The sequence below is a fragment of the Steroidobacter gossypii genome (assembly GCF_016801985.1).
GTDB classification, from domain to species: Bacteria; Pseudomonadota; Gammaproteobacteria; order Steroidobacterales; family Steroidobacteraceae; genus Steroidobacter; species Steroidobacter gossypii.
The window spans coordinates 1-25,696 of sequence record NZ_JAEVLS010000003.1; the positions used below are offsets into that span (position 1 = coordinate 1).

At 61.3% G+C, this 25,696-nt stretch carries 15 protein-coding genes and 1 pseudogene; 13 read left to right on the forward strand and 3 right to left on the reverse strand.

The window, feature by feature from the left end:
• Together JM946_RS13970 and JM946_RS13975 are read left to right on the forward strand one after the other, a co-directional pair.
• Nucleotides 1-1,724, forward strand: a 1,724-nt coding sequence (locus JM946_RS13970; protein ID WP_203167920.1) for an amino acid adenylation domain-containing protein, incomplete at its 5' end; no start/stop codon positions are given.
• Nucleotides 1,721-2,950: pseudogene (locus JM946_RS13975) on the forward strand (condensation domain-containing protein); the annotation flags it as partial. The gene JM946_RS13970 and the pseudogene JM946_RS13975, both read left to right, overlap by 4 nt.
• Nucleotides 2,951-3,139: 189 nt before the next feature.
• Here the strand turns inward: JM946_RS13975 and JM946_RS30390 are convergent.
• On the reverse strand, nucleotides 3,140-4,660 hold the full coding sequence (locus tag JM946_RS30390) for an MATE family efflux transporter (protein WP_230979724.1): 1,521 nt from the start codon (nucleotides 4,658-4,660) through the stop codon (nucleotides 3,140-3,142).
• 220 nt (nucleotides 4,661-4,880) lie between these two features.
• Between JM946_RS30390 and JM946_RS13980 the strand changes: the two genes are divergently transcribed.
• From JM946_RS13980 to JM946_RS13995, 4 genes are all read left to right on the forward strand, one after another.
• Nucleotides 4,881-5,204 (forward strand): hypothetical protein, encoded by a 324-nt coding sequence (locus tag JM946_RS13980; protein ID WP_203167922.1) that lies wholly within the window; start codon nucleotides 4,881-4,883, stop codon nucleotides 5,202-5,204.
• Nucleotides 5,205-5,829: 625 nt separating this feature from the next.
• Nucleotides 5,830-7,701, forward strand: coding sequence for an IPT/TIG domain-containing protein (locus JM946_RS13985; protein WP_218042853.1), 1,872 nt, complete (start codon nucleotides 5,830-5,832; stop codon nucleotides 7,699-7,701).
• A 29-nt stretch (nucleotides 7,702-7,730) separates the two neighbouring features.
• Complete coding sequence (locus tag JM946_RS13990; RefSeq protein WP_203167924.1) at nucleotides 7,731-8,558, forward strand: hypothetical protein; 828 nt, start codon at nucleotides 7,731-7,733, stop codon at nucleotides 8,556-8,558.
• Nucleotides 8,559-8,767: 209 nt separating this feature from the next.
• Nucleotides 8,768-10,024 carry a DEAD/DEAH box helicase gene (locus JM946_RS13995; RefSeq protein ID WP_230979725.1) on the forward strand — a complete coding sequence of 419 codons (1,257 nt, stop codon included), beginning with the start codon at nucleotides 8,768-8,770 and terminating at the stop codon, nucleotides 10,022-10,024.
• 2 nt (nucleotides 10,025-10,026) lie between these two features.
• Here JM946_RS13995 and JM946_RS14000 read toward each other — a convergent pair whose 3' ends face one another.
• Complete coding sequence (locus JM946_RS14000; RefSeq protein ID WP_203167926.1) at nucleotides 10,027-11,181, reverse strand: DEAD/DEAH box helicase; 1,155 nt, start codon at nucleotides 11,179-11,181, stop codon at nucleotides 10,027-10,029.
• Nucleotides 11,182-11,571: 390 nt separating this feature from the next.
• Between JM946_RS14000 and JM946_RS14005 the strand changes: the two genes are divergently transcribed.
• From JM946_RS14005 to JM946_RS14035, 7 genes are all read left to right on the forward strand, one after another.
• Nucleotides 11,572-12,096: an RNA polymerase sigma factor gene (locus JM946_RS14005; protein WP_203167927.1), complete on the forward strand. Its 525-nt coding sequence runs from the start codon at nucleotides 11,572-11,574 to the stop codon at nucleotides 12,094-12,096.
• A complete protein-coding gene (locus JM946_RS14010) occupies nucleotides 12,093-13,232 on the forward strand; it encodes a FecR family protein (protein WP_203167928.1) in 1,140 nt (379 codons plus the stop codon). The genes JM946_RS14005 and JM946_RS14010 overlap by 4 nt, the downstream gene beginning before the upstream one ends.
• 105 nt (nucleotides 13,233-13,337) lie before the next feature.
• The gene (locus JM946_RS14015) at nucleotides 13,338-16,259 is read left to right on the forward strand and encodes a TonB-dependent receptor (protein WP_203167929.1); all 2,922 of its coding nucleotides are present in this window, start codon (nucleotides 13,338-13,340) and stop codon (nucleotides 16,257-16,259) included.
• Between the two features lie 191 nt (nucleotides 16,260-16,450).
• A complete protein-coding gene (locus JM946_RS14020) occupies nucleotides 16,451-16,975 on the forward strand; it encodes an RNA polymerase sigma factor (protein WP_269141008.1) in 525 nt (174 codons plus the stop codon).
• Complete coding sequence (locus JM946_RS14025; protein ID WP_203167931.1) at nucleotides 16,972-18,030, forward strand: FecR family protein; 1,059 nt, start codon at nucleotides 16,972-16,974, stop codon at nucleotides 18,028-18,030. Before JM946_RS14020 ends, JM946_RS14025 begins: the two co-directional genes overlap by 4 nt.
• 124 nt (nucleotides 18,031-18,154) lie before the next feature.
• Complete coding sequence (locus JM946_RS14030; RefSeq protein ID WP_203167932.1) at nucleotides 18,155-21,199, forward strand: TonB-dependent receptor; 3,045 nt, start codon at nucleotides 18,155-18,157, stop codon at nucleotides 21,197-21,199.
• Between the two features lie 71 nt (nucleotides 21,200-21,270).
• A complete protein-coding gene (locus JM946_RS14035) occupies nucleotides 21,271-22,665 on the forward strand; it encodes a CehA/McbA family metallohydrolase domain-containing protein (protein ID WP_203167933.1) in 1,395 nt (464 codons plus the stop codon).
• A gap of 60 nt (nucleotides 22,666-22,725) precedes the next feature.
• Here the strand turns inward: JM946_RS14035 and JM946_RS14040 are convergent, their stop codons facing one another.
• Complete coding sequence (locus JM946_RS14040) at nucleotides 22,726-25,683, reverse strand: TonB-dependent receptor (RefSeq protein WP_203167934.1); 2,958 nt, start codon at nucleotides 25,681-25,683, stop codon at nucleotides 22,726-22,728.
• Between the last annotated feature and the right edge of the window lie 13 nt (nucleotides 25,684-25,696).

Genomic DNA, 25,696 nt, shown 5'->3' on the forward strand with positions numbered 1-25,696 from the left:
TCGAGCGCAGCCTGGAGATGGTGATCGGATTGCTGGGGATACTGAAGGCCGGTGGCGCCTATGTGCCATTGGATCCGAACTATCCGGCCGAACGGCTGCAGCACATGCTGGAGGATGCGGCGCCGCGCGTGGTGCTGACGCAGGAGGGGTTGCGCGCCATGCTGCCGGCCACCTCAGCGGAAGTGGTTGATATCGGCCCGACTCTGCAACACATATCAAATTACAGTGCACGCAATCCCATGAGCTCGGAGCTCGGATCGTCTGCATCGAACCTGGTGTACGTGATCTACACCTCCGGCTCGACCGGGCGGCCCAAAGGTACGGCCATGGCGCATAGCTCGATGGTGAATCTCATCGAATGGCATCGCGCTTTCTTTGCGGACGAGCCACGTTGCAAAGTCCTGCAGTTCGCGGCCCTCAGTTTTGATGTCGCTTTCCAGGAAATTTTCACGACGCTCTGTACAGGCGACGCCTTGATACTAGTCAATGAGCAGATCCGCCGAAATGTACGGGCACTTACGGAGGTTCTATGTCAACAGCAGGTGCGTAAGCTATTCGTGCCGCCATTGATGCTTCAGGCCATCGCCGAGCTTTTCACTAGCACGGGAATGGCGGCGCAGAGCCTTACGGATGTGATCACCGCAGGCGAGCAGCTTCGAATCACTGCGGAGATCGCGCGCCTGTTCGAGCATCTAGGGCATTGCCGATTGCACAATCATTATGGACCGACGGAATCGCACGTCGTAACAGCGCTGACCTTGAGCGGCGCACCAGGCCAATGGCCGGCCTTGCCGAGTATTGGCCGGCCCATCTTCAATACTCAATTGCATATACTGAATCAGCAGCTACAGCCTGTCCCAATCGGTGTTGCTGGCGAGCTGTACATCGCCGGAGCCAATGTAGCTCGCGGCTATCTTCGCCGTTCGGAATTGACGCATTCGCGTTTCATTGCGGATCCGTTCGGCTCGAACCCGTTTGCGCGCATGTATAGAACTGGGGATATGGGAAAATGGAATGAAGACGGAACGATTGAATACCTGGGTCGAAATGACGATCAAGTCAAGATTCGTGGATTCCGGGTCGAGCTAGGAGAAGTCGAGATCCAGCTGTCGCGACACGAGCAGGTTGCGCAGGCCGCAGCGATCGTACAAGAAGACGCTTCAGGAGGTAAGCGACTCGTGGCATACATTGTCCCAAAACATGCCATGGATGGTGTGAAAGACGAAGACATGCGCGCCCATTCAAAGTCCCTGCTCCCGGAGCACATGGTGCCCAGTGCATTCGTCATCATGGACGCGCTTCCCATGACCCCGAGTGGCAAGCTGAATCGTAGAGCTCTGCCGACGGCAGCGTTGAGCAGCTGTGATGTCGATCGTCATGAGCAGCCCCGAGGGCCCACAGAAGAGTTCATTGCCCGCATATGGCAGGATGTGCTGAAAGTCGAGCGACCAGGTCGGCATGAGAACTTCTTCCAGCTCGGCGGACACTCGCTGCTGGGAATGAAATCGGTAATGATGATTGAGCAACAGTTCCGTCTGAAACTTCCCGTCATCGCTGCATTCGAGTATCCCACAATTGCAGAGATGGGACGGCTAGTGGACGCCTTGCGTGGTGTAACTGACGAACCGCCGGAGGGCGATGACCTGGAGTTCGAACAAGGAACGATCTTTCCGCAGATCATTGATTCCGGTGCGCTAGCCGCGACTGCTATGGACAAGTCATGAGTTTCAATGAGAGCCATGCAAAGGAAGGAATCCGCACCCTTGACTACATTCGGAGCAAGGGTGTCATCCTCTGGACCAAGAACGGCCGGCTGCATTTCCGTGCGCCAAAAGGGGTGCTTACGCCGGACGATGTGGAGAGATTGCGGGATGCCAGCGGACAGATCATCGCTACACTCGAGCGCCTTTCCAAAGCCGCCGATGCCGATACGGAAATCCACCCGCGCGTTCGATTCGAGCGCGCACCGGTCAGCTTCTCGCAGCTGGCCTACTGGAACGTGGCGCAACTAGCGCGCCGGCCGAGCGTGCGGCACCTCGCTGCGGCAACCCGCTTGCAAGGCCAGCTCGATCTGGGCTTGTTGCATCAGAGCCTGGGCAGGATGATCCAGAGGCATGAAGCACTACGCACACGCGTGGTGGTGGTTGATGACATGCCGGTTCAGCACATTGATCGTGAGATCGAGTGCCAGATACGGATCATCGACCTTAGCGCTGCGCCTCGGGCGGATCAGGATCATCTCATAAAGAGTCGGGTTCACCAGCTCATGCTCGAGCCGGTGGATGTAACAAAAGGTCCGCTGTTTATCGTGGGCCTGCTGAAGCTTGCACGCGACGAACACGTGCTCGTAGTTGCCATGGAGCACCTGATTTCAGACGCTAAGTCAGTGGGCATTCTCATGCGGGACCTACTGGCGGCGTACGTCTGCCTCGCGAACCGAGAGGAGCCGGGGTTGCCGTCACTGCCGGTGCAGTTCGCTGATTACGCGACGTGGCTCCAGGATATTTACCGCCCTTGCATCGAGCGACGAGCAGAGGAGTGGACTCGACATCTGCATGGATGCCCGACTTTGGAGTTTCCGGAAGCCGATGCTGTCGATCCAAGTGCCGGTGGGTGGGGGGCCACACCAGTAGAGATTCCATTGCATATGAAGGAGCGATTACTGCAGTGGTCCCGGTCCAAGGGAACGACCGTGGTCATGGCAGTGCTTGTGGTTTATGTCGCTACATTATTATGCTGGTGTCGAGCAGAGCAAACGGTCGTTCGGTATCAGACGGACGGTAGGTTCAACTCCAAGGTGCAACACGCCATTGGCTATTTCGCCACAGTACTGTACCTCCGAGTCTGCGTTACCGATTCCACCAGTTTCTCTGAGTTGCTGAGCCGCGTTACGCGTGAGTATTGTGCGGCGCATGAGCATGCGGATTTCTCATACATCGACGCGCAACTACCTCGGCTCGAAAGTGCCAGCGCGCCAACGTTCAACTGGGTGCCGCAGAGCGCGAGCACCTTCAATGCAACGAGCCCGCTGATCTGCTCGCCCATTGAGTTTCCTGCGCCGGCGCTCGACGGTCCAAAAGACGAAAGAGACCCCGCTCTGCTTCTCTACGAAGGTCCGAGTGACATCTCCGGAAGTCTGCTATTTCCCAGGCACAGGTTCTCCGAGGCGTCGATGAGACAGTTCGTGCGCACCTTCATGCTCCTTCTTGGTGGGCTGCTCCGTGATGAAGATCGGCCGATCAGAGGTTTTCCGCTGCAATGACTCGCAACCCGTGGAGGTCGTCGATGATGGTTCCAATTCAGGGCTCGGGCCAGAGGTCGAGTCAGCAAAGCTCAGTCGCTTGCGTAACTCCATCCTCAATAGCGAGCAACTGACCACCCCTTGAAGCAGGGTTGCAGCAATAACCACATACCACACGTGCTCGATTTCTGAGCGCGGCTGCTCCGATAGCCAGATAGCCGGACCCGCTAGTGCAACCAGCCGGGCAGCAGAGCTTGCCAGTGCGGGTTTGGTATTCCCCAATCCTTGGAATGTCACGGCGCAGGTGTAGACCAAGGCTTGTACTATGAATGTGGCTGACATCAATCGTAGGAACTGCGTTGCAACGGCGATTGCGTCAGCGTCCGCATCGAACCATATGAGCATCGCTTCAGGTTGCCAATGCACAAGAAGAGTCGCGGCAACCATCAATGCAGAACCGATGATCGCCGCTGTTCGAAATGCTTCCCTGACTCGCGCGCCGTTTCTGGCCCCGAAGTTTTGTCCTACGATCGGCCCTGCGGCGAAGGCTATGGCCATGGCAGGCAGTAAGATGACCTGAAGTACGCGAGCGGCGATCCCGAAGCCCGCCTGAGCGCTGATTCCAAAATCGCGGATGGCATAGTAGATGATGGTGGTCGATAAGAACGTGAGCACAAGCTCAGTGCCAGCCGGTACGCCGATTCGCAGTATTCGCAGCCATTCACCGATACATGGGGTTAGATTCAAGCTGATGGCTGGGCCCTTTTTCCAATGGTGAGCGAATACGGCAAAGACCAGAACGCCGAGGGCAACGGAGATTGTGCTGGCCAGGCCGGCGCCCGCGACGCCCAGAGCCAGGCCTGTGATTCGACCGGCAATGAGTACCGGCGCCAGCGCAGCGTTTGCGACTACGCTGCAGGTGTAGATCAGCACTGCCGCGCTAACTTCGCCGGCGCCGCGAAGCGTCGAGCTGAACACGGTCATCGGGAACATCAGGGCAATACCGGGCGACAACCAGAGGATGAAGCTTTGCCCAGCCTCGATTGTCGCTGTGTCTTCCGTGATGGACTGTAAATACGGAGTAATGAGCACGTACAGCAGTGCGGCGGTGAGTGCTCCGAATATCAGCGACAGCAGGAGCGACTGATTGAAAATCTTGCTTGCGGCCTGCAGATCCTTTCGCCCTAGGGCCTGTGATATCAAGGCAAGCGTGCCAACACCAAGTGCTTGCGTCAGCGCCAATACGAGGAACATAACGTTGTTGGCGGCGCCTACCGCCGCGGTGGCTGCTACGCCGATCTGCGTGACGAAATATAAGTCGATGAGTTGATATGCGATCTGGGCGAGCATGCCTACTGCCGCTGGTGCGGCCATTACTAGAATCAGGCGGGTGATGCGGTCGCGTGTGAGATCCTTCATGCGCGAGATTCCGTCCGAGCAATGCCAGTGTCGGACTATCCGAGTGTTCAGGGTTCTCGGGCAGCAATCTGGGCCCGCTTCAAGAGGGTCAGGCTTTGTGGCGCGGGGTCAGAGTTAGATAAGTGGATTCTCCAGCATCATCCCTCAATGCTGAACAAGGCGAGGCAGAGGCCAAGCGCGCGTGCCGATTAGCGACCCCACTCGTGGCGAGCGGGTGCAAATGGCTCAAGCAAGCAGCGTGATCGCCGCAGCCCTTCGCCCCGTCACCGCGAGGCCATCACCGGGGCTCGAGGAACTGACGCAAATTCTCATGCTTGCTGGCGGGGACACGGCATCCGGCTCGCTTCCTTCGCTGCCATTGCACGGTCCATCACATATTAAAGTGATGGTCGATCTCTACGACCAAGAAGTGGCGATGGTTGAGCCCGTCCGCCCGGCGAAGCCGAGGAGATTCATTGGGGACTTCGTGGAGGCGAAATCTTCCTACTCGCGGCCGAAAAGCCAATTCACGGATTTCAAACGAGAGGGGTGGTGGGTCGTATAAGGCCCGAACCTATAACCAAGCAATTAGGAGCAAAACGCAACGGGATCGAACCTTGGACACTACTGCGGCGATGCGCGTGCGCCAGTTTCTAGAGAGAACGTGTGGACAATGCCGAAGAATGCCGCTCGACGTGCAACTCCACATGATGCTGGCTGCACCAACGAGCCGGCTGGGCTGGTCAAACTGTTGAGGGAGTCTGGCTTGCGAAACCGGAGACCGGAATTCAGCCGCGATACCAGATGACATAGGCGTTCTTGCCCGAGCAACCCTCGCTCCCGCACGCCGCGTGCTATAAAGTCCGCTCTCGCCGAAACGACATACAAATGGACTCGCCGGTGGCGGCAGGTTCGCGGCGAAGGCATAACGGAATAGCTGAGCGGGAGCCTTGAAAATGCGGGGTCATGCGCGCTGGTCGTCTCTGGCTGTCGGCGTTCTTTACGTTCTGTTGAGTGCTTGTGGGGGAGGCGGCGGGGGAAGCGGAGCAGGCGGAGGAGGCGGAGGTGGAGTAACGCCGCCACCTTCCTCAGGGAACCCGAACACGCCACCGCCATCGGGCGATCCGAACACCCCTGGTCAATCCGCAGGTTCATTCAGCGTTTCGAGCGAGTCGCTGAACTTCGTGTCCATGGAGGACGACGAATGGGGGCCGCTGCCCAGTCAGACGATCGGGCTGAACGTGACGGGCAGGGAGCGGAACGATGTTTATTATCAGGTGTTCGTCGATGGTCGCGTCGTCGACGCCTATCTGACTGTGGACGGATCGGTGGAGGTGAGGCCGATCTCGCCGTACCAGCTGGACCCCGGTCTGCATTCGGCGACCGTCACGATCCGGGCATGCGCGCAATCCGCGTGTATTCAGGAGCTCCAAGGCAGCCCGAAGACCGTCAACGTCACATATCAGCGGCGTGGCTTGAAAGTGTCGGTGTCGCCGCTGGAATTCACCGTGCGTAACGGTGCCACCCCGGTCGAGCGCACGCGCTCGTTCATCGTGACCGGTTATCCGGAGCAGACCTGGTTCCTCGATACGGCTCAGTCCTGGTTGACGCTGTCCCGTGCCAGCGGCAGCACGGCGGATCCAACGCCTGTCGACGTGTTGATCGACGACTCAGGAGGCCTGCTGAAGAATGGGCTTTACCACCCCACGCTGAGACTGGTCGGCGCGACCCAGACCAAGTACATCGCGGTCAATGTCAACATCGACCGAACCCAGGTCCACACCGTGGCGCCGTACCTGGGTGTGCTGTTCGAAGAGCGGGAGGTCATTGTCCGCGGCGCCAATTTCAATGCGGCCGACATCACCGGCGTGCAGTTTGGCGGCGTCGATGCGACTTCCTTCAACATCGTCAGCACCACCGAGATCCGTGCCACCACGCCAGGCTCGCTCGGCACTGGAAGTCACGCGATCACGCTGACCGGTAACGCAGCGTCGGCCCTTTCGGATGCAAACTTCAAAGTGGTAGCGCCCGCGCCGTATGCCTCGACTCACCTGCCGTTACCATCGGACGCAGCTACGAATGCGCAACCTATCGCGATTGCTTACGACGCGGTCGGTCAGCGCATTTTCGTCGCAGTAGATCAGCCAGAGGGCACGCCGGATTTCGTGGCCCGTTACACGTATCAACCGATCGGGGCCGGCTCGTGGGCGCGAGCGAATGGCTATACGAGTTTCAACGAGCTCAAGGCGATGACGTTCGCCCTCGACGGCGAATCCCTGTTGCTGAGCGAAGCCGGCGTCACCTGGTCGGGCACCGCTGGCACCAACTCGGGGATGGCGTTGTCGAATTTGAAGCTGGCAGGCGGCCGCTACGCGACCCTACACAGCGGCTGGACGGACAACTTCATCAATTCCATCGCCACGGCCAACGACGGCCGCGCAGTGCTGGTGTCCGCGGCAATCAGTGGCGGGCGGCGCCCCGTCTACCGCTACTCGAGCCTATCACCGATCACGGACGCGGCAGGGCATTGGAACTCGCCGTCACTCGAACAGGTCGTTCTCGGCACAGGATCGGAAGACGGTTGGTTCGACAACGGCGTGGCGGGCGCGGCTGGCGACGGCTCGCGTGTGCTCATCGCCAGCTCGGCGGCGGCTGCCGAGATGTATGAATACGATTCGGCGACGAGCACGATGCGCCGGATCGATCGAGTCATGCGGGCTGCCGCCATTCAGCTCGATCGAACGGGCAGCCGTATTCTCCTGAACAATACGCACGTGTACGACCGCGACTTCCAGCTGCTGGGCCAGCTGCCCGCGAACACGATCGCCGCGGTGTTCTCGCCGAGTCTGCCCCGCATCTATGCGTACGATACGACCGGACAGCTGTCGAGCTACGATCTCACCGGCACGTCCGTCACGCCGATACGAGCGTGGTCTCCCCTTGCCAGCGCCGGCGATCCTTCGCGACGGGTCGTCATGACCATCACTGCTGAAGGTTGGACGCTGCTCATCGCGGGCACCAACGGCGTGCTGGTCGAATACATTCCGGACAACGCGCGCTGAGCTCTCCAGCGCGCAGGCGTGGCGGGTTCATGAGCGAGAAGCTGCGGCATCGAACTGCGGCAGTTCCTCTGCTGCTGCTCGTAGCGACGCTGGGCGCATGTACCCGAGATGAGCCAGAAGATCTTTCCGACCGTATCGCACGTCAGACGCAACGGGATGCGGAGCTCGGCCAGATCCATCTGGATCCTGCAAGCTGTCCCGGAGGTGGCGATGGAATGTTGTACGTCGCCTTGGGCGAGGAGGTCGTTCGCGTTCCCAACTTCAGCGCTCCGACCATGCGCTCTCCGGTCTACTCGGGCGCCGATAAGCTGCCGATTCCCCCGATGCCCGAGGCACCCGAGGGTTGCAAAGAGCACCCTGCGCGGGCACAGGCACTTCATCTCTCGTTCTTAGTGGCGCAAAGCCAGGATCATGTGGCAGCGCCTTTGCAGGCGATCAGCCTGTTCCGGTCCGACGGGCGCCCACACATGCAGGAAGTCAACGCGGCCTCCTTCGACCGATGGCGCGGGCGACCTGAATGCACGAACTCGCCGTCCGGACTAACAATCTGCGGCGTGCGAGAAGAGGGCTTACCCGTAGCTACCGGCGCACAAGTTGCCGGTGGCGATGTTTCTGGTGGGCCGCGGTGGGTGGCCGCATGCGGCTACGGCACGGGATCCATCCTCGTCGATGACTGCCGGGTCTACTACCTGCTTCGCAAGGGCCTGCTAGTGAGGTATCTGTTCAACCAGCAGCGAGTGTCGCTGGAGCGCATGTACGAGCTGGACCCATCGATCCGCGAGTGGCTCAAGTCCATCGTGGTGGAAGATTATGCGTGGCCACGACCTGATCGAGATCGGCCGGTGTTTCATCCTTAAATGAATACCCATCGACTCGCTCTGGGCTTCAGCTCGCCGTGCCCGAACAGCGCCTACATCTCATGGGGCGAATCTTGCTTCCAGCAACTCTGGTGCGAACTGGCCCAACGTAGTACAGGCGTGCCGCCAACGTGCGATCATTGGGGCATGATCGAACTGCAAACTGACAGTGATCGAGCCGCTCGCGGAAGCGGGCGATGGGCGCGCACATGACTTTTGCTTCACTCCCGCTATCTCCGCAGCTCGTTCGCGCCGTGGAGGAGAGAAATTACACTGCTCCAACTGCCATTCAGAGTGCGGTGATCCCGGGCGTGCTCAACGGCCGGGACGTCTGGGCGTGCGCTCACACTGGCTCGGGCAAGACGGCTGCGTTTGCTCTGCCATTGCTGCATCGGCATCTGGCAACCCAGCGCGAAACGCCGAGGCGAATTCGTTCGCTGATTCTCGTGCCCACGCGCGAGCTGGCCGCGCAGATCGGTGCATCGATCGAAAGCTACGCGCGTTATCTGCCCGATGCGGTCAAAGTGGCGGTGGTGTTCGGCGGCGTATCCATCAATCCGCAGATGATGGCGTTGCGAGGCGGTGCCGACATGGTCGTTGCGACACCGGGTCGGCTGCTGGATCTGGTGGAGCACAACGCGTTGAGCCTGCAATCCGTGACGACGTTGGTGCTCGACGAGGCCGATCGGTTGCTGGACCTGGGGTTCACGGTCGAGCTTGCGCAGGTGTTGAGCTTGCTGCCGGAGCGCCGTCAGAATCTGCTGTTCTCCGCGACGTTCCCGCCTGCAGTCAACGAGCTTGCAGAGAAGCTGCTGCACGACCCGCTGCGAGTCGATGTTGCGTCCACGGCCGAGTCGGTGCCGGATATTACTCAGCGCGTGATCCAGGTAGACCCACCTCGCCGCACTCAGTTATTACTTCGCTTGATTCGAGAACATGGCTGGGCTCGCGTGCTTGTCTTCGTGGCCACCAAGTACTCGACCGAGCACGTAGCTGAGAAGTTGCGCCGGGCTGGAATTAAAGCCGCGGCGCTTCATGGCGAGCTCAGTCAGGGCACGCGAGCTCAGGCGCTGGCGGATTTCAAAGCGCAACGATTGCAGGTTCTCGTCGCAACCGACCTCGCTGCTCGCGGTATTGACATCACGCACTTGCCAGCGGTTGTGAACTACGACTTGCCACGTTCCACGGACGACTATGTTCACCGCATCGGCCGCACCGGCCGTGCCGGCCAATCGGGTGTTGCGGTGAGCTTCGTGAGCGCGAGCACGGAGCCGCATTTCAGATTGATCGAAAAGCGGCACCGAATGACTCTGGTGCGCGAGATCGTCCAGGGATTCGAGCCGATGGAAGCAGCGGCGCCCATCGCATCTTCGCCTGGCGCAGCAACCGGCGGGATCAAGGGCAAACGCAAGAGCAAGAAAGACAAGCAGCGAGAGCGTGGCGGTTCGAGCCAGGGTTCTCCATAGCGCTAGCGCCCGTCAGTCGCTGTACGTTCGCGACGCTGCATCTTGCCTTCGCGCATGCGTACCCACTGCAATTCAATGCTCAGCTCTTCCTCGTAGCGGCGAACCAACCTCGCCTCGATCTCGGTCATCAGCGAGACCGCGATCCCCTTCGCGCCAGCACGGCCAGTGCGTCCCACTCGGTGCAGATACGCCTGGCTCGAGGTGGGCACGTCGAAGTTGAAAATGTGCGTGACGCCTTTGATGTCCAGTCCGCGTGCCGCGATGTCGGAGGCGATCAACACCTGAATCTCCGCCTTGCGAAAACCATCCATCGCGCGCTTGCGATCCTCCTTGTCGAGCGCTGCGTTCAGGTCGGCGGCATGGATTTTATGGTGGGCCAGTTTGAGCGCGATCTTCTCGGCTACGTCGTTGCGGTGGACGAAAACGATGGCGCGCTCCGGTGCGAGCGCGTGCAATAGTTTGCGCAGCTCGTCCGGTTTATCACGCTCCTCACACACCAAGTAGAGATGCTCGATATCTTCGTTCACCGCGGCCGCGCCCGCCTGAAGCATCAACAACTCCGGCGCCCACTCCCTGGCGATCGCCGTGCTCTGCTGCTCGAGCGTCGCTGATGCAAATATCAGCTGCCGCGTGCGCGGCGCGGCCTGGATGATGGCGCGAACGGCAAGCAGGCTTTCTTCGCTCAGCAGCCGATCCGCCTCATTGATGACGATGCTGCGAACATGCTGGCCCTTGAGCTTGCCCCTGGCGAGCAACTCGGCGATGCGTCCCGGTGAACCGACCACCAAATGCGGTTTCTTTTTCAATTTCTCGATCTGCCGCTCGGTCGAGGTGCCGCCGATCAGCAGTAGCGAACGCACCGGCCAGCCGGCGTTCTGCGCCAGCTCGCCGCATTGACGATGGATCTGAATGGCCAGCTCATGCGTCGGCGCGACGATCACCGATTGAGTGGCGAGCTGCTTGGTATCGAGGCTACCGAAAATCGGCAGCAGATAGGCGAGCGTCTTGCCGGTGCCAGTTTCGGCGTGCAGGTACGCATCGCGTCCGGCCGACAACACCGGCAGCGCTGCGCTTTGAATGGGGGTGGGGCGGTCGATCTGCTGCTTGTCCAGCGCGGCGATCAGTTCGGGTGCTAGCTGCAGCTCGGCGAATGTCATGGATGAGAAGAGCTCCGCTGCGTGCTCTGGTACGCCCAGCTGCGGCACAAATGACTCGTACGAGCCAGGCGAACAGGGCGAGGTCAAATGAAGGCCGCAATTCTTGCATGACTGACTCTATGCGTCACGGCCTTTAGCGCTGGCGAAGCTGCGTGCAGGGCCTTGGCCTTCGCTGCCCGCAAGTCGACGGAAGTCGCGCAGGAAAGCGTCCTCCCTGAGCCGTCCTTGATCGTTCTCGACACGATGCCGACCATCATCCCCTAGAAGCGCAATCCGCGCTGCAGGCGATATTGGAAACGTCGGCGCTCTTGAATTTGCCGTACCCGAGTTGGCCGGGACACACTCTTATATAGGGACGGGCGTGACAGGACGGGCCCGCGGCGAGGACGCATGTCGGACAGACGGAGCTACTGGAACCGCATCCTTGGTGAACATGGGCCGGGCGTGACTGCGTTCATCCGACGCAGAGTGCGGCGCGCGGCGGATGCCTCCGATCTCACGCAGGAGCTTTATTTGCGCTTGCTCCGAGCGGATCGTGCCGAGCTCATTCGCAATCCCGAAGCCTATCTGTACACGGTTGCGGTCAACCTTGTGCGCGAACAGGCAGTGCTCGATCGCCGCTGGAGGCACACTGTCGACGCCGTCGATCCGCCCGGCGATCCGGCGCTCGTCGACTTTCGCACTCCCGAGGAGCAGGTCGATCTGCAAGCCAGGCTGGCGCAGGCCGCCGAGTTGATCGACGAGTTGCCTGCGAAGTGCCAGGCAGTATTGATCCTGCAGTATCGCGACGGCCTGTCATACGAAGAGATCGCGTCGCGGCTCGGCGTCACGACTCATGCAGTCAAGAAGTATGTGGTGCAAGGGCTGGCGCAGTGTCGCGATCGCCTGCGCCGCTCTAAGGGTGGTGCGCGATGAGCCCTCGCCAGGATCCAGTGCGTGCTTGGATCGCGACACAAGCCCAGACGTGGTTCGTGCTTCACCGCGAAGGTCAACTGACGGCTGCGCAACGCCAGCAATTCGTAGATTGGCTTTGCGAGTCACCCGCGCACGCGCAGGAGTATGTGGCGCTGATCGGCTTCATGCAGGATGTACAGCATGTCGCTGCACAGAACACCACTGATGCTGACGTACTCATCGCACGCGCACGTGCCGAAGTCGACGTCGATAACGTGCAGCCCATGTTTGCAGCGGTGGGTAGTCATGCAGCGGACCGATCACCGCCGCGGCGGATAAGGACACCTGTATGGGTAGCTGTTGCAGCCACCGTGGCCTCGGTCATTGTGCTGCTTGCGGGAGGGTGGTGGTTTCATGAGCGCAATCACTATCAAACTGCGCACGCCGAGCAACGATCCTGGCGCATGCCGGATGGATCGACGGTCCACCTGAACTCCAGTTCGGAGATTCGCGTGCGCTACGATGACAAGCAGCGGCGCGTGGACCTGGTGCGTGGCCAGGCCCTGTTCCAGGTTGCGAAGGACGCCCAGCGACCGTTCTCGGTCTATGCGGGCGATGCGGTCGCCAGAGCCGTCGGCACGGAGTTCGATGTTTATCGGCGCGCCGACCGAACACTCATCTCCGTACTCGAAGGACGGGTGGCGGTGTGGCGTTTGCCTGATGTATTCGAGCAAGCACGCCATGCGATGGATGCCGATGCAGGCAACAGCTCGCGTCAACCGATCGCACACCTCGACGCCGATCAGCAGGCCATGATCAGCGGCCATTCCGCCGAGGTATCGCAGCGAGACGGCAAGGTGCGAAAAACGGTCGCGTGGCTGCAGCGTCAGGTCGTGTTCGATCACGACTCGCTGGGCTCCGCCATCGAGGAATTCAATCGCTATGCCGAACGGCGCATCCGGGTCGAAGGTGCGGAGCTACGCAGCCTGCAGATCAGCGGCATCTTCAGCGCTTACGATGCCGAAGCGTTCCTGCGTTTTCTGGAGCGTCAACCCGACATCGACGTGCAGCGTGGCACCGAGGAGATCGTCGTCAGCGCGGCACCCCCAGAGAACTTGGAGAAGCGCGTAGAAAAGTCGTACCCGAATATCTGGTGAACGCCCCGTATTGTTCATTGGCGATGTATTGCACGACAGGGAGGGAGAAGAATGTGCCGAGCAGTTCGCCGGGTAGTGGCGCATATACTTGCCGCAGCTACCGTGATGGCATGCAGTCACATCGTTCTGGCTGCTGATACGCTCGAGCAGGTCGGCTCGCTGGTTACCGAGCCGATTCCGGCACAATCCATCGACCGGGCGCTGACGGAGTTTTCGCGTCAGACCGGACTGCAGATCGTCTATGTGTCCGGAATCGCCGATCGCGTGAAGTCCGCGGCGGTGCCTGGCGGGTTGCGTTCGGACGAGGCGTTGCGTCGGCTGCTGGCTGATACCGGCCTCTATTTCGAGTTCCTCGACCATAGAACCATTACGATTCTGTCGAGCAATAAAACCACTTTGCGGCCGTCGCGTTCCGCTACACAGGGAGCGCTCGGGCGAAGGGACGTTGGATATATCAGGCTTGCGCAGGCTGATCCAACCCCCGAGGCTCGCACGCCCAGTCAGCGCAGCTTGCAGCAAACCGAAACTACAGAAGGCGGCGGTTCCCTCGAAGAAGTGTTCGTTACCGGTATTCGCGGCAGTCTTCGTGAGTCATTGCAAACGAAGCGCGAAGCCACAGCCGTGCTCGACGTCATCACCTCCGAGGACATCGGCAAGTTCCCGGACAAGAACGTCGCGGACTCGTTGCAGCGTATTCCCGGCATTTCCGTCGACCGCATCTGGGGCGAGGGGCGCGATATCTTCGTACGTGGCACCGACAGCACCATGAATCGCACGGTGATGAACGGGCAAAGCGTCGCGTCCGCGTACTGGTGGGCGAACGACAATCCGAGTCGCGGTTTCAACTATGACATCCTGGCCTCGGAATTGGTCGCAGGTTTGGAGGTGCACAAGAGTCCCGAAGCCGATCTGGATGAAGGCAGCATCGGCGGCCTCGTCAATGTTCGCACACGCCGCCCGATGGAGTTGGCGCCGTTCACCCTGCAACTCTCGGGTGAAGCGCAGTACAGCGAACTTCCCGACGAGATCGATCCGCAGTTCTCTGGCCTCGTGAGCTGGCGGAACGAGAGCGGCACGTTTGGAGCGCTGGCGTCCGTGAGCTATCAGGCACGCAATGTGAGACGAGACGGACTCGAAGCCTTCCCGGACAACACGCTGTTCGACATCACCGATCAGAACGGCGCCGTGACCGAGGACGTTTACGTGGTATGGGGCGGCGGATCGGCCATCTTTCAGCAGGACCGCGAGCGCCTCACAGCTAACGCGACGCTGCAGTTCCGGCCGACCGAGCGTTGGGACATCGCGCTCAACTTCGTCAACTCGGACATGGACATGGACAATCACAACCAGAACTATCTGTTCATGCCAGGCGGCTACAAGTTGCCGCAGGGGGCCACGGTGACCAATCCCCAGTTCGTGCCCACCAGCGATGGCAGGCACGCATTGATCGGCGGTACGTTGGAGGACAGCAGTACGCCGGGCGCGGCTATCGAGCCGATCTACCGCGAGGCATTCATCGAATCGCAAGTGATCGATCTGGACGCGACGTTCGCTGGAGAACGCTGGCGTGCCCACGGCCAGGTGGGCTACACGCAAGCTGAAGGCGGCAGCGATCGCGACCAGAACTACTGGTTCGAAGGCGATACGCGCGAGGTGATCAACCTGCGTCCGTCGGCCATCGAAGTATCCTATCCGGATCTGGACGCCACCGACGCGGCGGCATTGCACCTGGTCCCTGAAAACCTGCGCGACTGGGTGCGCAAGATGGAGGAGGAGGAGTTCTATGTGCAGGGCGATCTCAGCTTCGAGCTGGACGCAGGTTGGCTAAGAGCTCTGAAGACCGGAGTGAAGCTGCGTGACGACACCGTCGAGAACACTCGTCGCGTCGGGCGCGTGAGCTCCACCAATCCGAACCTCGCCCAGCTGTCTGCACTAACGATGGATGCGGTGTCGGGAGGCATTTCTCCCGAACTGCATGGTGAGGCCGGGACCGGCGGCTCGTTGCGTCGATATGCGTGGCTTGATGGTGCGGCGGCCATGCGCATCATCAACCCATTGCTCGATCTGCAGTACACCTTCGATCAGCTCGCGTACTACAAGATCAATGAGCAGATCGCGGCGGCCTATATCAAGGGCGATTTCGAAGCCGGCCGTTTGCGCGGCAATCTCGGCGTGCGAGCGGTTCGCACAGATCAGGACTCGACGGCATTCATCACCGGCACGCGCGGCACGGTGTCTCGTTCGTACACGGACTACTTGCCCAGCTTGAATGCGGTGTTCGAAGTCAACGATGATTTGTTGGTGCGAGGCGCTGTCTCTCGCGCCATGGCGCGCAATACTTTCCAAGATTTGAGCGCCAACATCACCATCGACGCGACCACCGGCAGCGCCAGTGCGGGCAATCCGCTGCTCGATCCCATCTACGCCGATCAACTCGAAGTCGGCGCAGAGTGGTACTTCGCCGATGCTTCGCTGATTTCTGCCACCTACTTCTGGAAGAGCCTCGATACGTTCATCTACAGGCGAACCGCAAGCGAGGTTATCGACGGCCGACCCTTGAATGTGACCCGGCCATTCAACAGCGACGACGGCGCCGATATTCAGGGCGTCGAGTTGCAATGGCAGCAGTCGTTCGGCGCCGGCTTCGGCATGCTGCTGAACTACACGTTCACCGACGCTAAGGTCGATCCGGTGCCCGGCCAGCCGAAGCTGAAGCTGCAGGGCAACTCCGAAGATCAGCTCAACGCGTCGGTGTACTTCGAGAACGACCGCTTCGGCGCCCGCCTGTCCTATAACTATCGCTCCGACGCGTACGGTGCACTGACCATGGGTTCGCAGATCGTTACCGATGCGTACAAGCAGCTCGACGCTACGGCGAATTGGAACCTCACTCGCGACGTCTCGGTGTTCGTCTCCGCCGTCAATCTCACCAACGAGGTGATCTTCCAGCGCACCGACGACGGTATTCCCATCGGCTTCTACGAGAACGGTCCGCGCTACAGTGTGGGGGCTCGGGTGAAGTTCTGACCGTACCGCCGAGGTCAATGCGAACAGTCGCCTCGAATGGATCGCGGCGCTCGATAAGCTCGAGGCGCTGTTTCAAGACTGCGTTGCTTGCGGCCGCGTGATGTTCAATTCGAAACCCAACCGCTTGCACCGTCACCATAGCGTCATAGATTGAGCTTACCCTGCCGCGCTCCTCACGGCGGGGCGGCATATTGGTCGAACGGACAAAACGAAGACTGCTTCGGGTGCTCGCGGAACACGGGACAGTGCTGCACGGTTTCTTCGTGCGTCGTGGAGCGAACCATGAGGCCGAGGATCTGGTGCAGGAAACCTACTTGCGCCTGCTACGCGCACACCAACGCCAGGCCGGCGCGATCGCCAATCCCGAGGCGTATCTCTTCACGGTCGCACTGAATCTCGCGCGCGAACAGGCAGTACGTCGGCGTCGGTCGCCGCTTCCAATCGAGGAGCTCGAGAACCTCACGGCGCTGCTCGCCACAGAGGAAAGCGTCGAGGACGTTGCGGAGCGCGCACAGCGGCGGCAACACTTGCAGGCGCTGCTGGGCAGTCTGCCGGAGCGCACCCGCGCGGTGCTGGTCATGCAGTACCGCGACGGGCTGAGTTACAAACAGATCGCTGAACGACTGAACATATCGCCGCACATGGTCAAGAAGCACGTCGTGCGTGGACTGTCCGTTTGCCGGCGAGCGCTGGTCGATGCCGCGGAGGGGGAATGAGCGAGGCCAAGCGAAAGTCAGCGTGCATCACGCAAGAAGCAGCGAATTGGCACGCCCTGCAGCGCCAAGAAGATTGGAGCCGGACACAGCAGGCGCGGTTCATGGATTGGCTGGTGGCTTCGCCGGAGCATCTGCGCGAATACCTAGCCATTAGCAGAATAGCGGGAGAACTGGGCGAGACCATGCGCGGGATGGCGATCGACCTTGACGCACTGATTGGCGGTGATTTGACACGCTCGGCACCTGACAACGTAGTCGCATTGCCCTTCGCGCGGTCTCTTGCCCGATCGAAAGAGCCGCCTCGCCACCGAACACGCCTCCTGCGAATCGCGGCCGCAGCGGCCATCCTTCTGAGCTTGAGTGTCGGGATGTATCTATCGTGGCCGCAGTCCGGTCACTATGTCGCCGAACACGGCGCGCCACGCACTTTCGAGTTACCAGACGGCACCGTCGTGCATCTGAATGCCGAGAGCGCGTTGTCCATGCGCTTTACTTTGCTCGGCCGCCGGATCGAATTGGCGCGTGGCCAAGCCAGTTTCATCGTGGCCCACGACCGTCGCCCCCTTGCGGTTCATGCGGCCGGCCTGCAGATACGAGACATCGGAACGACGTTCGATGTTTCTCTCCAACGCGAGCAGGCGCGAATCAGCGTGAGCGAAGGTCGCGTGCGGATCGTCAGTGACTCCGGCGAAGGTCGGCGCGTGGCCGACGTTCGCGCGGGGCAGAGTGCCCAAGTCGACTATCTCGATCATTCCATCAGTGTGAGCCATGACGATGTCGAGACGATGACGGCTTGGTGGCAGGGACGCATCGTGTTCCGCGACGAGCCGCTGCGCGACGTGGCCGACCGGTTCAACCGCATGAACGCCGTTCGCTTGTACGTGCAAGATGCGGCGGCGGGGGCACTGCGCCTGACGGGCAACCTGAGCGCGCACGATCTGGATTCGTTGCGCGCCTTCCTCGAGGCGCAACCCACGCTGGAGACGTTCGTGACGGAACATGCGATCCAGGTCAGGACCCGCACCGTTCAGCCCGCTAGCACGCGGCGCCAGTAAGCTGTCAAAAAAAATTCATCGAAACAGGGGTGCCCGATTTCCACTCGGCGCCGTCGTAGTCGAGTCGCGTGCGAACGAAACGTTCCGCAACGCCCATAACTGGCCAACTCAACTGGATCCTACGATGCGTCGACTTCTGTTTCTTTCGATAGCCCTTACCTTGCAGGCCGCCGCTGCTACTGCCACCGCGCAGGAGGCCAGCATCGCCACCGAGGCGATCCCTTCGCAGCCGCTCGACCGGGCGCTCAATTCGTTGTCGCGACAGACCGGACTGCAGTTCGTCTACACCACACAGGTCACTGGGAATCCGCAAACACAGGCCATTCCCGCGGGCCTGCCGCCCGAAGAAGGATTGAGGCAAATGCTCAGCGGCACCGGGCTGCGCTATCGCTATCTCAACAGCACCACCGTGACCATCGAGGCCGAGACGGCGTCGAGCGCTCCGGCCAAAGCGCCGGCGGCAAGCCAGGCACTGGCGCAAACCGCAGCAGCTTCCCCGCGCGCGGAAGTCACCTCCGAAGAGATCGAGACCATAGAGGTGGTCGGAACCTACAGCCGCAGCCTCGAACAGGCGGTGGACATCAAGCGAGCGAAGATTGAATTCTCCGACTCGATCGTCGCAACCGACGTGGCCGACTTTCCGGAACAGAACCTCGCCGAGGCGTTGCAACGCATGCCCGGCGTGGCCATCGAACGCAACAAGGGCCTGGGCAGCAAAGTCAACGTGCGTGGTCTGCCGTCCGAGTACACCTATGTCTCCATCAACGACCTGGCGACCGCCTCCGGCAGCAGCGGCCGCGAAGTTGAGTTCGACATCTTCGCGTCGGAGATCATTCAGCGTGTGACAGTGCAGAAGTCGCCGAGCGCGGCCGATGAGGAAGGCGGCATCGCTGGCTCGGTGCAGATTTCCACTGCCCGCCCGTTCGACTACGACCGCGGCAGGCTGGTTGTTTCCGCTGAAGGCGCATACAACTCCATCTCCGAGGAAACCGATCCCAAGTTCTCGTTCCTCGCCAGCGACACCTGGGGCGACTTCGGCGCGCTGGTCTCCTTCTCCAGGGCGGAGCGCACCAACCGAACCGACTCGACCTCCGGCATCAACTTCCGCCCGATGTCGCGCTTCCTCGGTGCGTCGGGGTCGAGGGGAACCCAGGCGGCCGATGTCCTGGCGCGCGATGCCGGTGTGATCATCCGTGACCGCACCGATACGGACGAGACCAACCTGATTGTGTTTCAGGATAAGGTCGGCGACCGCGTCTATCTCAACGACCAGGAAAAGTGGGGCGCCACCGCATCGCTGCAGTACAAGCCCGGCGACCGCTTCAGCCTGACGTTCGACGCCATGCTCGCGGGCTTCGATACCACCGAAGACGAGTACGATGCAGCCGCGTACTCCGCCTCGAGCCGCAGCACGCTGGAGACCATCCACGAGTACGACGCCACCACGCTGTCCGAATATGGCATGGTCGTGCTGCGTGATGTTTCCTATACCGCCACCCAGCACGAGTTCCTGAGCAAGGAGCGTATTAACGAGACCGACTACGGTCAGTACAGCATGGCGCTCGACTGGAGCGGAGACACCTGGGCCGCCCATGCAATGCTCGGTTACTCCGGCGCGGAGAAAACGCTGGATTATTCCAACCTGAAGCACGTGGCCTATGCGCCGTCGCGCACACGCTGGGCGGGCAATAGCGGCGAAACGGTGCCCAGCGCCAGCCCGAACACAATCGACATGTATAACGCACCGGAGCGGTACCTGTTCGAAGCTTATGAGACCACGCTGGAGCAGGTGACCGACGACAAGTACGCCGCGCAACTCGACTTCGAAAAAGCGCTCGACCTGGCGTTCATGCCCGCGCTGCGCACGGTGCAGGTCGGTGCGCGCTACACCGATAAGTCAAAGGAGCGCAATTACGGCGAGCTCAAGATCACTGGGCCGAGCGCCGGCGATACCTCGTGGGTAAACACCCGCACTCTGGCCGACAGCCCGCTACAGTGGATCAGTGACATTGCGCCCGGCGGCGACTACCGCATGAAGGATCTGAATTGGATGCAGGTCTCCAACGAGTACGCCCGGGGTGCGTTCCGCTATCCCGGCTTCGCCACGCCGTTCGAGGACGGCCAGTACTATCGCGTCGACGAGGAAGTGAGCAGCCTGTACGCAATGGCCGATATGGCCTTCGATCTCGGCAGCGTGCCGGTTACGGTGAATGCAGGTGCGCGCTACGTCGACACGGCCGTGCTGTCTTTTGGTTACCACCAGGTGCAGAACGCGGATGGCAGCACCGGGTATACCGATTCGCCGGTTTCCAGGAAAGGCCGCTACGATGACATCCTGCCAAGCATGAACTTGAGCGCCGAACTGCTCGATGGGCTACTGCTGCGCGCAGCCGCATCGGAGACGCTGATCCGCCCGGCGCTGACCGACATCGCGTACCGACGCACCGCGAGCTGGAATTCGTTTCGCTTCACCGACGGCAATCCCGACCTGCAGCCCACCTACGCCAAGCAATGGGAAATCGGCCTCGAGAAATATCTCGATCACGGCGGCTTGCTGGCGGTGTCGTATTTCCACAAGAAGATCGACGGCGTGGTGGTGAACTCCCTCACCGGGGTGGTCGAGAACGTGCCGGTGTATAACGCGAACGGTACGCTCAACGGCAACTACGACTTCGACGTCTACCAGCCGGTGAATGCCGACGGTTCCTATGAAGTCGACGGCATCGAATTGATTGCGCAGGTGCCGCTGGAGTTGTTGCACAGCTCGCTACAAGGCTTCGGCATCAATGCCAACTACACCATGCTCGACAGTTCGCTGGCCGGCGAATCGGATCTCGGCATCAGCACGCCCATGCCCGGCCTCGCCGAAAAGACTTACAACCTCACCGTGTACTACGACAATGACCGATTCGACGCGCGCGTGGCCTATAACCACAAGGACGAGTACGTCGAGTCGATCGGCTACAACATGTATCCGATCTGGCGTGAGGCCTATGGTCAGCTGGACGTCTCCATCGGCTACCGCGTGATCGAGAACGTCAAGGTCAGCCTGAGGGGCATCAACATGACGGACGAGGTCACCAGCGGCTACACCATGGACCCGTCGTTCCCGACGATGTACGAGCGCTCCGGTCGTCGCATCAGCCTGGACGTGCGCTCCACTTTCTGATCCCGTGCCTTGCTTTGGCGTGGCGGTCCCTCGACCGCCACGGCCACTGCGTTCGAAGACGAAGGAAGATCATGTTTCGTTTGCTGCTGCTCCTGCCTATCGTGGTTCTCTTGACATTGCCGGGCACGACTTGCGCCGCCGGCCGCGACGACGCTCGCCGCTGGCTCGCGGGCGACCATCATGTGCACAGCGAATGGAGCGTTGGCTGGGACAAGGGAACATCACCGCCCACGCCGATTCGTGGCGGCGACTCGCCCTACACACGTTCACACAATGCGCGGCAGGCATTGGCCAATGGCTTGAGCTGGATCGTGCACACTGACCACGGCGGCCCGGGTCATTCCTTGGTGACACGAGACCATGCCTGGCCCGCTTTGTTGCAGGCGAGGCGAGAGGTGCCGGACTTGATCCAGTTCAACGGCATGGAGTTCGACGTGCCCGGCGGTGAGCACGCCTCGCTGATCATCGCTCCGGGACCGCATGAGCGCGACGAGTTGGTCACGATCGAACGCGAGTACAACCGCCGCGAGCCGCTGGAACCGGACAGCCGCGAAGATGGGCAACTGATGCTCGCCGCCTTGGCGCACATGCGGGCGCTGCCAGCGCCGCCGGTGGTGTTCATCAATCATCCCTCCCGAACCGCCACAGGCGTCAACCGCTGGGGTGAGGTAGATCCGGCGGAACTGCGCGCTTGGCATGGAGCCGCGCCACGTGTGCTGGTGGGCATGGAAGGCGCTCCCGGGCACCAGGCCGCTGCAGACCATCGCGGACTTTATCGACACGTCGACGCACCCACGTTCGGCGGCTTCGATCAAATGACCGCCCGCGTCGGCGGCGTGTGGGACACGATGTTGGCGGAGGGCCGGCGGTTCTGGATCACGGCCACCTCGGACTCGCATATGAACCTCCGCCAAGGCGGGCGTGACTTCGATCCCGGACAGTACAGCAAGACCTACGTGTGGGCTCGGCACGAGGCCGAGGACATCCTCGATGGAATGCGCGAAGGAAGAATGTTTGCAGTGACGGGCGACCTGATCGATGCGCTGGAGCTCACGATACGTGCGACCGACGATGCGGAAAAAGCTGTCACCATGGGCGGTACGCTGGTGCTTCCGGCGAAAGCCAGGATGCGCGTGGAGCTGAGAGTTCGCCAGAGCGCGCAGCCAAACGCCAATGGCGAACGACCGGTGTTGGATCACATCGACCTGATCGTTGGCCAAACGCCTGGCGACGATCAAGGCGGACCGCAGATGGAAGTTAAGCGCTTCGGCCCGGACGAATGGAAAAGCGAGGGACAATGGCGAGTCGTGTCGTGGGAGCTCGCGATACCGCAGCATGGCGGGTTCGTGCGCGCTCGTGGTACGAACACATCGGAAACAGAGCCCTTGGCGGATGCACGCGGCGAGGATCCCTGGCGGGACCTGTGGTTCTACTCAAACCCGGTGTTCATCGAGGTGGCGCACTGAGTGAGCGCGATTCGCTGGCTGCACCGCTGCAGCCAGCGAAACATCGCCTGTCGAAGTCGCTCAGTACTTCGCGCGCATGCCGAGCATCAGCGTGCGGCCATAACGGGTGTACCCGGAGAACCAGTCGTCGCGAACGAACTGCAGCTGTGCTTCGTCGGTGACGTTGATGCCCTGGGCGAACACCGTGATCTGCTCGTTCAACCGATACGACAAGTCGACATCGAGAGAACCGAACGCTTTGTCGTTCGCGGAGCCGAGCCCGTTGGTGCCGACTTCCTGCAGCACATCGTCTTGCCAGCTGTAACTGAGCCGGGCGGCGAACGCTGCATGCTCGTAGAACGCAGTGATGTTGAAGCTGTTTTTTGCCACGTTCTCCAGGTCGTCCTTGATCACCCTGGCGCCGTCGTAGTAAGTCGCTTCGGTATCCGTGTGCGTGTAGTTGGCTAGCACGCCCAGGCCATCGAAAGGCGCGGGGAGGAACTTCAGCATCTGCTGATATGCGATCTCGACGCCGGTGACACTTGCATCTCCGCCATTGACGGGCGCGGTCAGCACGTACGTCGTGCCATCGATCACGAGGTTCGAGCGCTGACGCGTCATGAAAGTGGTGATGTCCTTGTAGAACACGCCGCCGAGCAGCGCGCTGCCGGGTGCGAAGTACCATTCCACGGTGGCGTCGTATTGCCAGGCCTCGAACGGCTTCAATTGCGGATTGCCGCCCACGGCTTCGAAGATGGTGCCGGACGAATTCAACGTCAGGCGCGGCGCCAGGTCGGCCAGCGAGGGGCGTGTGATGACCTTGGCCGCGGCGAAATGCGTCTGTACGTCATCGGACCAATCCCACGCCAGATTCAACGACGGCAGGATATCGGTGTACTCGCGATCGAAGCTCACCGGCAACGCACGAGTGCCATCGTCGGCATGGCCGGCCGATGTTTGCTCGGTGCGCGCCACACGGACACCGAAGTTGCCGCGCAGGGGCTTGCCGAGCAAATTCGATTCCAGGTTGCTCATCGCGTAAGCGGACGCGATGTCTTCGTCCACGCGATACGAATTGCGCAAATCGCCACGTGACAACGGCGCATTCAGCTCCGCCAGATTGATCTGAGTAGCGAAGGCGCTCGGATTGGGCATGACCCAGCTGCGGGGCAGCGAGCCGGCGGCATCGCGGAGAAAATTCCCCTCGGGGAACGGTTCGAAGAACGAGGCATCGAAGGACCTGCCCTGCACACCTCGGGTGAAGTTGTAGTCCCGGCGATCGTAGTCCCGGAAGCGCGTGCGGTACTTAGCCCCGAACTGCAGCTCGCTCAGCGCGGCGAAGTCGATCGGGCGCCGGGCGTCGAGCTGGAAGGCGAGTTCTTCGTCGGTGGACTCGACGTCGCGCCACTCGACACGACGCCCCGGCAGCAAACCCGGATTGTTCAGATCGGCGTCCAGAAAGCTCACGCTGGGAACGACATCGCCGCCCTGGTCGTCGAGCTGGGGAAAATCGAACGTGACTCGACCCACTGGCCCGAGCAGGCGCGTGCGCGTGATCGGGGTGGGGGTGTCGCTTTCAGCGTGTGCATAAACCGCGTCGGCGTCGAGTGTCCAATCTCCGAGCCGATATTCCGCGTTCAGGCCGACCATGATGTTGTCGTGTCTCAGGTCGGACACTTCGCGGCCGATCTGGCTGGTACCCTCTGCCGTGGCTGCGCGCAGCACGCCATCGGTGATCACGGCGGACCCCGGCACGATGGTGGACAGATCGAAACCCGCCGAATACGTCAGCTCGTCGTAGTGATCCTTGAGCTGGGTGTAGAACAGGTCGAGGTTCACGTCCAGGTCCTCGCTCGGTTGCCATTGGAGCGCGCCGTTCACGCCGATGCGCTCGCGATCCTCACGTTCCAGCGTCGGGCGCGTCGCGGTTGGTACGAGGACGGAACCCGTGTCGGCGGCGCCGTCGCCGTCCGTATCCACTCCGGCCGACTCATCGGTCCACGTCACGCCCGTGATGCGGTCCTGACGCAACGTGCGCTCGTCGTACACCGCGGACACGAGCAGGCCGAAGTTCGCATCGTCATTGATCCAGCTGGCGAGACCCGATACACGCGGGTCGATGGTATCGGCCAGTTCGGGAGAGCTTGCCACCGCCGAGCCTGCAACCGTGGAGCGTTCGAGGCTCAATGGACGGAATGTGCGCACGTTGACAATACCTCCGATCGCGCCTTCATCGAGCGCCGCGGTGGGACTCTTGGCCACCTCGACGCTCGCCACCAGCTCGGAGGGCAGCGTGTCGAAACGGAATTGACGGCCGCTTTGGCCGCTATCCCGGACGTTCTCGTTCACCGCGGCGCCCCGGCCGTTGACATTCACGATCTGGAAGCTGGGCCCGAGGCCCCGAACGCGCACGAACAAGCCTTCGCCGCGATCCCGAGTGATCGAGACACCCGGCACTCGCTGCAGAGCTTCGGCGAGATTCTGCGTGGGGAACTTGCCAATGTCCTCGGCCGAAATCACGTCGATGACGTTGCTGGCCTGACGCTTCTCATCGAGCGCGCGCGCGAGGCTGTCAGCGAAGCCGGCGCTGACGACGATTTCTTCGATCGGCTCCGATTGTTCAACGGCAGGTTGTCGATAGACCTGCACAGGCGCCGCGGCGCTGGTACGGATGTTGGGACGCGTGGCGGCGGGATTCTCGCGGGCTTGCTGCACCAAAGCCGTGTCGCCGGCCAACGTGAAGCTCAGGCCGGAGCCGTCCAGCAGCCGCGTCAGCGCTTCGTCAGCCGTGAAGGATCCGGACAAAGCCGCGGAGCGCTTGCCAGTGATCAACGCCGGATCCACCACGACCTGAATGTCCGTAGCGCGCGAGAACGCCGACAAGGCCGCGCCGAGATCGCTCGCCGGAATAGACAATCGCAGTTCGACGGTGGCGTGCGACGATTGCGCATGCGCCGGCGCTATGGCAACGGCCGCGGCGGCGATGGGAGCCAGTAAAGCCGTTTGAGTCGTCCCCAGGGAAATTCCAAATCGGGTCATTGCGAAGTCCACT